We start from the raw sequence: 12,241 nt of genomic DNA, 5'->3' as shown, positions 1-12,241 counted from the left end.
ATGGAATTATTACAGAATATTAATGCCTCGTTACGAATGCTTTGTAGTTTTGTGTTTTCCGCAAATAAGAAAATAATGGTTGCTATAATGAGGTCAACGAAAACAAATGCAATGGAGGCTATTATGAAAAAATTTATGGGTATAGCAACAGCAGCGGTTTTTGGTCTTGGGATTTTCACAACATCTGCTAAAGCAGAAACAATCGTAACGACTGATGTACTAAATGTACGAGAAAACCCAACTACTGAATCACAAGTTGTCGGAAAGTTATTAGATGGATATAAAGTTAACGTTTTACATACAGAAAACGGATGGTCAAAAGTTAAATTAAATAGTGGTAAAGAGGCTTTCATAAGCGCTGACTACACAAAAGATACTTACTACGTAACAGCAAACGTATTAAACGTACGTGCTGGAGCAAATACAGATTCAGCGATTCTTGGTAAATTGAAAAAAGATGATGTAATCGAAACAACACACCAAGTACAAAATGATTGGATCCAATTTGAATATAACGGCCAAACAGCTTATGTACACATTCCTTACTTAACAGGAAAAGCACCAGTTAAAGTTCAGCCAGTAGTTAAAGCTGAAAAAGTAACTAACGTTCAAGATACAGCTAAAGTTCGTGAAGCAGTTAAAGCCGGGGAAGTAGCTGAAACTCAAGCAAAAGCTAAGGCTCAAGAAGCAACTAAAGCTCGTGAAGTAGCTGAAACTCAAGCAAAAGCTAAGGCTCAAGAAGCAACTAAAGCTCGTGAAGCAGCTGAAACTCAAGCTGAAGCTAAGGCTCAAGAAGCGGCTAAAGCTCGTGAAGCAGCTAAAGCTCAAGAAGCAACTGAAGCAGCTAAAGCTCAAGCAGAAGCTAAGGCTCAAGAAGCAGCTTCAGCTCAAGCAGAAGCTAAAGCTCAGGCAGAAGCTGAAGCTCAAGCAGAAGCTAAGGCTCAAGAAGCAGCTAAGGCTCGTGAAGCGGCTAAAGCTCAAGCTGAAGCTAAGGCTCAAGAAGCAGCTGAAGCTCGTGAAGCAGCTAAGGCTCAAGAGGCAGCTAAAGCTCGTGAAGCGGCTAAAGCTCAAAAACCAGCTACACAACAACCTGTTGCAAAAGAAACTGAAACAAGTGCACCATCTTCTTCTCGTGAATTAAGAGTTCAAGCAACAGCTTACACAGCGGATCCACTTGAAAATGGTTACAAAGCAGGAGACCAAGTAAAATCAGCTATGGGTCATAACTTAACAGCTAATCCAAACATGAAACTAATTGCAGTTGATCCAAGTGTCATTCCATTAGGTTCAAAAGTATGGGTTGAAGGTTACGGAGTAGCAATCGCTGGTGATACTGGTGGAGCTATTAAAGGAAATAAAATCGATGTTTTAATGCCAGATAAAGGTACATCAAGTAACTGGGGACGTAAAACAGTTACAGTGAAAGTTTTAAACTAATTACTATATAAAAAAGAGTCAGTCTCAACGTTGAGACTGACTCTTTTTTTATGATTCTTACATTCTTTCTCCTTCTCCTTCTCCCCCGTCCAAGTTAAATCTATCTCTTTGAATTCTATATACGATAGACTACTATTTCAACAGAAAAAAGAGGATGCTATAGCATCCTCTCTTACCTTCCCTATTCCACACAAGTAAACTGTGTCCAAGCTCCTACATAATCTAGTAAGAATAACTCTTCTTCTGCAATTGTACCGACAATATTTTTCCGTTCATCTATTGGCATTTCTTTCAGAATGATTTGTAGTTCACCTTTATACTTTCCGAATAGGTTATTACCAATTACAACTTGCCCTCTTTCCTGTCGTACACTTTCGCGCACTGGGAAGTCATAGTCTTTGTACTTTTTACGTACTTCTGTAGAACGTACCATATACTCTGTTATGTCACCGCGTCTTACGTGTAATTCTTGCAGTGTCGCTCTCTTCTCTACTTCAGTCGCTTCGTCTACAAATTGTACCTTTAGCTGTAACATGTAACGATTTAAGTTTCCTAGTTTCTCTAACTCTTCTTCACTCGCATAAGCATTTCCGATAATAACATCATCAATAAGCCCTGTTGCCCATAAATGTTTCGCTTGTACTTCAATTGGTAAGTTACGATGTTGTTCTAACGTACATAATCCGTCATTAATATCCCATGGACCGATGTCAGCTGCATGCGATGTAATAAAGGCTGCACTGCGAATACCATGCTTTTTGAAGCGTTCACTACAGCGAATGAAATAATCATACGGAAGACCAGTGAATTTTTGCGGATAAAAATTGTGACAACCAATTAAAGCTGATTTATTCGCTTGATGCGAAAGGATATTTTCTAAATAGGCAATATCATTACTTACATTCAGCTCAATTTTTAAGCCATATGGATTATTCGTCATTTTCGCTTCTGTTAACCCGTCAAACCCTACATCTAAACGAATTCCATCCGCGCCTAACTCTGCAAAGAACGATAGATCACTATAACTAACACCAAGTTGATCGAATACAGCTGGAGCTACATCTAAAATAACTTCCATATTGTTATCTTTTGCATGATTAATAATTTCTTTAAATTCAGCTACAATTTCTTCTTTCGGACGATTCACAGATAATAGACATGTAAATATTCTTGAAAAACCGTGGCGTGCCGCTGCCGAAATGTATGCCATATCTTGTTCTTTCGTTGAATGCTCTGGATAAAGTGAAATTCCTAATTTACGCTCCATGCTTTTGCATCTCCTTCACACGTTGTATTAATGCCATGCTCGTAAATCTATATTTTGCAGATAAACATGTTGCACATAAAATCGTTGGTACGATGATAAAGTACGGTGATTCTAAACTAAATACCACATAAGCTCCCATTGAACATCCAATAAATAATATCGACACAAGTAGTAAAACTAATAGCGATTTACTTTGTACCCACTTTGAATAATGTGCAATACACTGCCCCGCCACGAATGTAATTAAGATGATAATTGCTCCGAGCATTCTGTTTTCTCCTCTCCTGCTAATTGTTGCTTCTCATACATTTTGAAGAATGGATAGTAAATAACGAATGAGATAACAAAGTTAACAAGTACAAGTACACCAGCCATAATTGTCCAGTCCGTACTAATAATCGCTGCAATTGGCGCTAACATCGTAAATGGCAGCTTCGCCATCATGAGCGGAATCACACCTGAAACAACTGCGAAATATGATACTGTCGTTGTAACTAACGGTGTAATAACGAATGGAATAATTAAGATCGGGTTCATTACAATTGGTGCCCCGAAAATAATTGGCTCGTTAATATTGAATAATCCTGGTACGAATGATAATCTACCTAACTCTTTTAAGAACTTAGATTTAGAGAACATAAACATAATTACTAAAGCTAACGTTGAGCCTGATCCACCGATCCATACGAACCATTGAATAAATTGCTCTGTAAATAAGTTTGGTAACTGATGTGCATTTCCTGTAGCCGTGAACACTTCCATATTTTCAAGAATTGCTGAATCCCACATCGGACGGATGATTGGTCCTAAAATCGCTGGGCCATGTATACCGAACGACCAGAAGAACACGATTAGGAATACTGTTAATAAACCACCGAATAAATTATTACCTACTAACACTGACTTTAATGGTGCAATTAAATATGTGATCGTTGTATTTACATCAAATTTCAAACCGTAACGAATACCCCAGAATAAAAGAATAACTACTAAAGTTGGAATTAATGCTGCAAACGAGTTTGCAACTGCTGGTGGTACACTATCTGGTAATTTAATCGAGATATTATGCTTAATCATAAAGTGATAAATTTCTACTGCAATTAATGCTGTCATAATTGCTCCGAATAAAGAAGTTGCACTTAATGTTCCTACTGAAATATATCTACCTGCATCAATAACACCTGGTACAGCTTTTGTTATTTGAATTGGTTCAACTGATGCTAGTAAAAAGGCGAGTACAGATAATAATCCTGCACTTAATTGATTGAGCTGATAAAAGTTCGCGAGTGAAGCCCCTACCCCGAATGCTGCGTATAACGCCATTAAGCCTACTGTAAATCGGAATGGAATATCTAAAATATGGCGAAACGGTGCAATCCACTCCATATATGCATCAATTGGTAAGTTTAAAAAGATAACGAAAAATGACCCGACAATCGTTAACGGTAATGTAGAAATAACTCCATTTCGAATTGCTAATAAATGTCGTTGCCCCGCAATCTTTTGCGTTGTTGGCATAATCTTCTGTTCCATAAAACTCATAAAACCATTCATCGATAACCCTCCCTATGTTCAATCTGTCGAAAACAAAAGTTATAACATTATAATGTTTATGTTTAAAAAAATATAATTACATTAAAACTAATTGTTCAGCTTGCTTAAGCACTTTTACACCATCACACATGCCATAATCTCGTTGTTCTATAATTGCAACTGGTATATCGTATGATTTCGCAAGAAACTCTACCGCTGGAAACAAATACTTCACCTGTGGTCCAATTAAAACAACATCAGCATTTTTCATTTCCAGTTTCACAAGTTCCGAATCAACTGCTTTAATTTTATAATCCTTTCCTTGTTTCTTTGCCTCTTCTTGCATTTTTCTTACAACCATACTCGTTGACATACCTGCTGCACAACATAATAAAATGTACATATTATACTGTCACTTTCTCTTCCACTCGTTTATGAAGAGTAATAAATTCCTCAGCAAGTTCTTTCACTGTAATGGCATTCATTAAATGATCTTGTGCATGCACTAATAATAAACTTATCTCTGCATGATTGCCTCTTGCTTCTTCTTGAATTAAATCCGTTTGAATACGATGAGCGGATGATATTTCCTCACTAGCAAGTGTCATCTTTTCACTCGCATTCTCAAAATCTCCTTGTCTTGCAAAAGCGATTGCTTCAAGTGCCGCGCTTCTCGCGTTGCCGCCATGTAAAATTAACGCAAATGGAGTTTGCATATCAGTCATTTTAAATTCCTCCAAGCTATGTTTTTTCTATATTTTCATCTTATTATGAAAACGCATACAATTAAACATAAAAAACTTCCGTTATGTAACGGAAGTTTTAATATACTTTTTCATAATGATAGTAAGATTTCTTGAAAATCATCAACAGCTTGAGCCTGATGCAATTTTTCTATTATAGTTTGATTAGACATAATATCATATAAAAAATCATAAAGCTTTTGTAAATCTTCATTATTATTGCGCTTCACACTAAATAAAATAATAACTTGTACTTTTTTATCTCCCCAGTCAATCGCCTTATCGAGTGTACAAAACATCAAAAATGTCGTATCGCTTAATAATTGCATCGGATGCGGAATTGCCACTAAGTTTCCAACCGCTGTAAGAGATGTGTTCTCTCTCTCCATAACAGAAGCATAAAAGTTTGCGGGTACATAGTTTTTCTCAGCAGCTTTCTCACATAAAAACTGAATAACCTCTTCTTTCGTAGAAGCACTACGATTTAAGAAGATCAAATCTTCCTTAATATATTGTTGCATACTATCATTCACATGTGTAAATAACTGCTTACCAATTGATTTAATCTCTTTATCATCAAATATTGAGTTTACCTTTATAACCGGAACAGGCAAACCACTCGGTATATGAATCGTACTAATAATACAATCTATTTTATCTTTATAAAGATCTTCCACTTTCAATTGATAGTACCCTGTAATACCTACAATCTCTAGTTTATCTCGGAAATGTGATAGAATTTTATATTTCAGTAGTTGTGCACTCCCTTGACCAGTTGCACAAACTAATAAACATCTTTTCTTTTGATTATTTTCCTGCAAGCGGCTCATCGCCCCACCAAAGTGAATGGCAATATAACCAATCTCACTCTCTGGAATGGATTCACCCGTATATTCACCAATTATATCTCCAACGAGAACTGCAATTTCAAAAGCATATGGATAATTTTTTTTCACTTCTGCCAAAAGAGGATTTCTCGTATTTAACTTATATCTCAAACGATTTAATAACGTTTTTAAATGAACACCAAAACCAAATAATAATTCTTCATCGTAATAAAAAGTAAGATTCCGTTCTTCCGCTACTTTGAAAAGAATATGCTGCATGAATGCATATACGTCTTTCCCTAATAGCTCTTCTACATTTTCATAGCGATCTCTCGCTGTAACAGCAGTACTTAATAAATGCATCGTCACATATAAAATTTCTTCTTCTGGAAATTGAAGTTTTAGCTCTTCCCCTAAATTCCCTAATATCTGTTTCGCAATTTTATATTCTTTCTTTATTATAAGTTCAGATTCCTCTACATGTAGTGCTTGAATGTAATGATCATCCCTGCATCTCTTTAAAGCAATCGCAATATGAATTGATAAATTATCAATTTCTATATCTGATAAATATATCGTTCCTCCCTCGATATACTTTAGTATAACTGAGCGGATGAGAGAAATATGGGGTAACGATAAATATGTGTCCGTCTGCTCATAGTTCTCATGAAACGGAGTATGGTCATAACGTGGCAAACCATATTGTGATAAACAAGAACGAATATTAAATTCTTCTCCTACAATACGCATACCATAATATGGTCTTTTTTCAATTTGTAACTCACAGCGACTACAAATATCCGTAACATCTTTCATAATTAAGTTTACAGTAGATTTACTCACATAAATCTCTTCCGCTAGCTGTGAAAGCTTCACATACCCATCTGTCGTTAAAATACGGTGTAAAATATAGGCTACTCTTTCTTCATAAGAAGTTGGAATCTTTTCTGTCTGTTTTTGAAATACATTTACGCAAAAATCTTCAAACTTCTTAGTTTGTATAATTTCTAGTTCGTACCCATTCCCTCTTTGCGATTCAATTTTCGCTCCGTTTTCTTCCAATATATCATTTAATAATTTTATATCTTTTTGAATCGTCTTCGTTGATACATGTAAACGGTTCGCTAAAAAAGCTCGATTTAACATCGATTTCTCTTCTAAAAACTCCTCTAAAATAGAAATTAATCGCTGATGCACTTTTGTCATAGCTCTTCCTCTCGCTCTTTATATAAAAGGGAAAAAGCCACTGAAATCAGTAGTTTTTTCCCTTTTATCCCGCGTTCATTATTTCTTTAGCGTAAATCCAAACTTATCCCAAGCTTGTAAATAATCTAATAAGAAGATTTCTTCCTCTATAATTCGGCCAACTACATTTGTTTTTCCTGTATTCACCATATCTTTTAAAGCAATTTGTAATTCACCTTTATATTGACCATACTGTTCATTATCAATTAAAAGATCACCGCGTTTAATTTCGCGTGTATTATGCGGTTTGAACTCTTCTTTTTTATATTTCACACGACTTTGTGTCGAACGAATCATATATTCAGATACATCTCCGCGGTAAAAATGAGGCTCGTCTAATACGATAATTTTTTCTAATTCTGTTGTTGTATCATATAACTCTATATCAAATGTTTGTTTCTCTTTATTTAATGCACCTAGTGCTTGTAATTCTTCTTCTGATGCATACGCGTTCGCAATAATAACATCATCAATTAATTCTGTCGCAAATAGATGCTTCGCTTGTGTTGTCATCGGTAATTCACGGTGCTGCTCTAACGTACATAAGCCTTCCGTTACTGGCCAAGGCCCATATGTTGCATCGAATGATGAAATAAAAGCAGCTGTTCTCATACCGTAATCTTTAAATTGTTTCGAGCATTTAATGAAATGATCGTATGATAATCCTGAATAACGATGCGGATAGAAATTATGACAGCCAATTAAATTTTCACGATTTGGTCTATGACTCATAATGTTATCTACATACTTCGTACCGTTACTCATATTAATCTCAATTTTTAAACCGTATGGATTGTACGTCATAATCGATTCTTCTAATCCTGAGAAACCGACATCTAAACGAATACCGTAAGCACCTAGTTCATGGAAGAACGATAAATCGTTATACGAAATACCTAGTTGTGTAAAGACAGACGGACTAATATCAACTAATACTTGGAACCCTAATGCATTTGCATGAGAGATCGTTTCTTTAAACTCTTCGATAATTTTCTCTTTTTCTCCATCCACAGATAGTAAACATGTGAATACACGTGTAAATCCGTATTTACTCGCTAATGTTACATACTCTTTATCTTTCTCTACTGTCGAATGTTCTGGATAAATAGAAATACCTAATCGTCTCATATGTACACGCCTCTTTCTTCATCATATTGTAAACCTTTTCAAATATATGTAGCGAAAAAGTATGTATCCCCTTTTCTTCTACTACAATTTGAATCCGCTTTCTTTAAAGAAAAAACAATTTCTATCATTCATAACAACTACTAGTCTATACATCTAGTCTATACATCTATACTTTACATCTTTTTTTCATAGTTGTGTAGCTTTTACACAAATTTGTCAGTTTTTTCGCCTCGAAAATTGTTATACGTTTTCAAGGCACCTTCCTTGACTGTTACGTTGACCAATACATATACTCGAAAGAATAGAGAAAACTTTTATATAGGGGATGAATATATGGGAGAGGCAGTACTCGTAAAACGAGAACCGTTATGGACGAAAGAGTTTATTGCGCTAATTCTAGCAAACTTATGTATGTTTTTAGGATTTCAAATGTTAATTCCAACTTTACCTGTTTATGTGAAAGAAATTGGAGGCACAAGTTCAAATATCGGATTCGTTGTCGGCATGTTTACCGTTGCAGCACTTTTTATTAGGCCGCTAACTGGAAATGCCTTGCAGAAATTCAACAAAAAAATCATTTTAATGATCGGTACCGCTATTTGTTTACTCGCTATGGGCAGTTATCTTTTCGCTTCAACCGTTTTCCTATTGCTTGCCGTTCGAATTTTACACGGAGCTGGTTTTGGTATTACAACGACTACATACGGAACTGTCGTTTCAGATTTAATTCCGCAAGCTCGCCGCGGTGAAGGCATGGGATATTTCGGTCTTTCTGGAACTATCGCCATGGCGCTCGGTCCGCTTATCGGACTTTGGCTTATGCAAGCATATAACTTCACGATTCTTTTTTTATGTGCACTTTCATGCACAATAGTTTCATTAATATTAACGAAACTACTTCAAATCAAAAAATCGCCGCAACCACCACAGCAAACATCTGGTACCTTTCTCGATGGATTTATTGAGCGTAAAGCTTTACTTCCTTCATTATTAATATTATGTATTACATTAATGTACGGGGGAATTGGGAGCTTTATCACATTATTTGCTACAGAAGTCGGGATTGTTGATATCAGTCTCTTCTTTTTATTTAACGCACTTGCAATCGCTGTAACTCGCCCGTTTTCTGGAAGATTATATGATACGAAAGGCCATACATTCGTCATCATTCCAGGAGTTATTATTACGTTTACAGGTATTATCTTGCTGTCGTATACAACTACAATTCCGAGTTTAATTATTGCCGCAGCGTGCTACGGCAGTGGTTTCGGAGCAATTCAACCGGCACTACAAGCATGGATGATTGACCGAGTAGCACCGCACCGGAGAGGAGTAGCAACAGCAACATTCTTCTCAGCATTTGATCTTGGAATTGGTGCTGGAGCGATTATTTTTGGATTCATTGCACACTTTACCAACTATGCAACTGTATATCGATATTCCTCTCTATTACTTATCGCTTTTCTTTTCATTTACATCACAAGCTTACGGAAGCAAAAACAGGGGGATAAAACAAAAGAAAAAGCCGTTGGGTAATGCTAATTGGTTCTTTTTCGAAGTACTTAGACCAAAAAATCATGTATACACATTTGTAAAAAGCAGTGGATTCCTAAAAAAATCACACTGCTTTTTTCATTTTCACTCAATACATTCATTTCAAACCTCCTCATTTCCCCTACATATTTTTCTAACTTTAATCAAAAAATATACAAAGAACCATTATTATAAATAAGGTGACACTTTACTTAGCGCATCCAATTTGGATAGTTTGCCTCTCCTATTTTTACTATCCGCAAATAGTGTGATAAATGTGACTTCTTTACAAATCGATCAGATATATCATCTAAAAAACCAATTAAATCCAGGTGTTTCTTTAAAGATTTGTAAACTTTTTATCCCTTTGTAAATTTAGTGTAAATTTTACTGATAAACCGTTTACAGTGCCTCAAGGTTTAGTTAATAATTACATCGTACATGAAATTTAAGGAGTGGAATGCGTGGAATACAATATTCAAGATATGATCTTCCAGTTCATTGGTGGATTAGGTATTTTCTTATTCGGGATTAAATACATGGGCGATGGACTGCAACAAGCAGCTGGAGATCGTCTTCGCGATATTCTAGATCGTTTTACAACAAACCCTCTTATGGGTGTACTAGCAGGTATGTTAGTTACAGTATTAATTCAATCAAGTTCAGGAACAACCGCTTTAACAGTCGGACTTGTAAGTGCCGGATTTATGACATTAAGACAAGCAATTGGTGTTATTATGGGTGCGAACATCGGTACGACAGTTACTGCATTTATTATCGGGATTAAAATCGGAGAATACGCTCTCCCAGTTATGGCAGTTGGAGCAATCTTACTATTCTTCTTTAAAAATAAAAAAGTACATTCTGTAGGTCAAGTTGTATTCGGTTTTGGTATGTTATTCTTCGGTTTAGAATTAATGAGCGCAGGTATGAAACCTCTTCGTTCTTTAGAGTCATTCCAAGAATTAATGGTTAGCATGAGTGATAATCCAATTTTAGGAATTGTTGTTGGTACAGTCTTCACTTTAATTGTACAAAGTTCAAGTGCGACAATCGGTATTTTGCAAGAACTATTCGGTCAAGGTGCAATCGATTTACAAGCTGCTCTTCCTGTATTGTTCGGTGATAACATCGGTACGACAATTACAGCTGTATTAGCAGCAATCGGTACTTCAATTGCAGCAAGACGTGCAGCATTAGTTCACGTTATCTTTAATATTATCGGTACCATTATCTTTACGATTATATTAATACCATTTACAAGTTTAATTCAATATTTCCAAACGTCATTAAACTTAAATCCAGAAATGACAATTGCATTTGCACACGGGACGTTTAACGTAACGAATACAATCATTCAGTTCCCATTCATTGCAGTATTAGCCTGGATTGTAACAAAAATTATTCGTGGTGAAGATGCATCTATTAACTTCAAACCGCAACATTTAAATCCAATCTTTATTGAGCAATCTCCAGCTATCGCTTTAACAGAAGCTCAAAAAGAAATCATTCGTATGGCTGAGTTTTCATTACATGGATTAAAAGAAGCAAACCAATTTTTAAATACACAAGATAAAAAACATGCTGACATGGCTACTCAATTAGAAGGAGCTATTAACAATTTAGATAAAAAAATTATTGAGTATTTAGTTTTACTATCAGAAAAACCACTTTCACCTACAGACTCTGAAAAACATTCCGTTTTAGCAGGTGTTGTTGGAGATATTGAACGTGTCGGTGATCATGTAGAAAACCTTGTAGAACTTGTAGATTTCCAAATTTCAAACCGCGTTTCACTATCAGATGAAGCACTAGCTGAATTAAATGAAATGCTTGAATTAACAATTTCAACATTACAAGATGCAATCAATGCTTTAACAAACTTTGACACTGAACTAGCTCAAACTGTTATTGCAAAAGAACGTAAAATTGACCAAATGGAACGTGTTTTACGTAAACGCCATGTGTTACGTCTGAACGAACGTAGCTGTTCAGGTGATGCAAGCATCATCTACGTTGATATGGTAAGTAACTTAGAGCGTATCGGTGATCACGCTGTAAATATCGCTGATGGTGTTTTAGGCGAACAAGGAAAAGTAAATTTAAAACAATCATTATAATAGGAAAGAGACGCTAATTTAAGCGTCTCTTTTTTCATTTCATCTTTACAACCGTTCTTCCTTTTAACTTTCCTTGCAGTATAAGTGCAAACTTCTCATCTAATTCTTTTAATGTACATTCTTCTGTATAAGATAATAGCTCTGAATTTTTCCACTCACCTGCTAGCAATGCCCACACTTCTCTTCTCATATCTACTGGACATTGAACTGAATCTATTCCTAAAAGGCTAATCCGATACGATAAACTTAACTAAATCTATACAATTCAATCAAATTTACACAAGTTAGTGCTTCATCGTGTTCTCGCAACCCCGAAGGGACGAGGGGTATAACACTCCACACGAGGCAGTATCGTTACCTCCTATTATCAAGCATTTATTTTACCCATCTTGATAAATTTATCGCAGC

Annotated in this window: 10 protein-coding genes and 1 pseudogene; 3 read left to right on the top strand and 8 right to left on the bottom strand. The window is 35.7% G+C overall.

Annotated elements, in window-relative coordinates:
• The gene (entC, locus tag MR066_RS18115) at nucleotides 1-1,437 is read left to right on the top strand and encodes a cell wall-binding protein EntC (RefSeq protein ID WP_242248051.1); all 1,437 of its coding nucleotides are present in this window, start codon (nucleotides 1-3) and stop codon (nucleotides 1,435-1,437) included.
• Nucleotides 1,438-1,618: 181 nt separating this feature from the next.
• On the opposite strand, the gene MR066_RS18110 is transcribed toward entC, so the two are convergent.
• The 7 genes from MR066_RS18110 to MR066_RS18080 form a co-directional block, all read right to left on the bottom strand.
• Complete coding sequence (locus MR066_RS18110) at nucleotides 1,619-2,704, bottom strand: DUF871 domain-containing protein (RefSeq protein WP_060750007.1); 1,086 nt, start codon at nucleotides 2,702-2,704, stop codon at nucleotides 1,619-1,621.
• Nucleotides 2,694-2,972, bottom strand: a complete 279-nt coding sequence (locus MR066_RS18105; protein WP_061675597.1) for a hypothetical protein — start codon at nucleotides 2,970-2,972, stop codon at nucleotides 2,694-2,696. Before MR066_RS18105 ends, MR066_RS18110 begins: the two co-directional genes overlap by 11 nt.
• On the bottom strand, nucleotides 2,948-4,258 hold the full coding sequence (locus tag MR066_RS18100) for a PTS sugar transporter subunit IIC (protein ID WP_242248047.1): 1,311 nt from the start codon (nucleotides 4,256-4,258) through the stop codon (nucleotides 2,948-2,950). The genes MR066_RS18105 and MR066_RS18100 overlap by 25 nt, the downstream gene beginning before the upstream one ends.
• A gap of 76 nt (nucleotides 4,259-4,334) precedes the next feature.
• Nucleotides 4,335-4,640, bottom strand: a complete 306-nt coding sequence (locus MR066_RS18095) for a PTS sugar transporter subunit IIB (RefSeq protein WP_016101755.1) — start codon at nucleotides 4,638-4,640, stop codon at nucleotides 4,335-4,337.
• Between the two features lies 1 nt (nucleotide 4,641).
• A complete protein-coding gene (locus tag MR066_RS18090) occupies nucleotides 4,642-4,962 on the bottom strand; it encodes a PTS lactose/cellobiose transporter subunit IIA (RefSeq protein WP_002087442.1) in 321 nt (106 codons plus the stop codon).
• Between the two features lie 110 nt (nucleotides 4,963-5,072).
• Nucleotides 5,073-7,013, bottom strand: a complete 1,941-nt coding sequence (locus MR066_RS18085) for a BglG family transcription antiterminator (RefSeq protein WP_242248044.1) — start codon at nucleotides 7,011-7,013, stop codon at nucleotides 5,073-5,075.
• 78 nt (nucleotides 7,014-7,091) lie between these two features.
• Nucleotides 7,092-8,180, bottom strand: a complete 1,089-nt coding sequence (locus MR066_RS18080; protein WP_242248043.1) for a DUF871 domain-containing protein — start codon at nucleotides 8,178-8,180, stop codon at nucleotides 7,092-7,094.
• 333 nt (nucleotides 8,181-8,513) lie between these two features.
• Here MR066_RS18080 and MR066_RS18075 point away from each other — a divergent pair, with 333 nt between their 5' ends.
• Entirely contained in the window at nucleotides 8,514-9,716 is a 1,203-nt protein-coding gene (locus MR066_RS18075) for an MFS transporter (protein WP_002140467.1), read from the top strand.
• A gap of 461 nt (nucleotides 9,717-10,177) precedes the next feature.
• A complete protein-coding gene (locus MR066_RS18070) occupies nucleotides 10,178-11,833 on the top strand; it encodes a Na/Pi cotransporter family protein (RefSeq protein WP_242248042.1) in 1,656 nt (551 codons plus the stop codon).
• Nucleotides 11,834-11,867: 34 nt separating this feature from the next.
• Here MR066_RS18070 and MR066_RS18065 read toward each other — a convergent pair.
• Nucleotides 11,868-12,065: pseudogene (locus MR066_RS18065) on the bottom strand (oxidoreductase); the annotation flags it as partial.
• Nucleotides 12,066-12,241: the final 176 nt, after the last annotated feature.

It is taken from the genome of Bacillus cereus group sp. BfR-BA-01523, assembly GCF_022662615.1.
Taxonomy (GTDB): domain Bacteria; phylum Bacillota; class Bacilli; order Bacillales; family Bacillaceae_G; genus Bacillus_A; species Bacillus_A mycoides.
This window is presented reverse-complemented; position numbering and strand designations above follow the sequence as displayed.

Bases quoted from the DNA above. Each gene is read 5' to 3' on its own strand.
- entC (WP_242248051.1), top strand. From the start codon at position 1: ATGGAATTATTACAGAATATTAATGCCTCGTTACGAATGCTTTGTAGT.
- MR066_RS18110 (WP_060750007.1), bottom strand. From the start codon at position 2,704: ATGGAGCGTAAATTAGGAATTTCACTTTATCCAGAGCATTCAACGAAA.
- MR066_RS18105 (WP_061675597.1), bottom strand. From the start codon at position 2,972: ATGCTCGGAGCAATTATCATCTTAATTACATTCGTGGCGGGGCAGTGT.
- MR066_RS18100 (WP_242248047.1), bottom strand. From the start codon at position 4,258: ATGAATGGTTTTATGAGTTTTATGGAACAGAAGATTATGCCAACAACG.
- MR066_RS18095 (WP_016101755.1), bottom strand. From the start codon at position 4,640: ATGTACATTTTATTATGTTGTGCAGCAGGTATGTCAACGAGTATGGTT.
- MR066_RS18090 (WP_002087442.1), bottom strand. From the start codon at position 4,962: ATGACTGATATGCAAACTCCATTTGCGTTAATTTTACATGGCGGCAAC.
- MR066_RS18085 (WP_242248044.1), bottom strand. From the start codon at position 7,013: ATGACAAAAGTGCATCAGCGATTAATTTCTATTTTAGAGGAGTTTTTA.
- MR066_RS18080 (WP_242248043.1), bottom strand. From the start codon at position 8,180: ATGAGACGATTAGGTATTTCTATTTATCCAGAACATTCGACAGTAGAG.
- MR066_RS18075 (WP_002140467.1), top strand. From the start codon at position 8,514: ATGGGAGAGGCAGTACTCGTAAAACGAGAACCGTTATGGACGAAAGAG.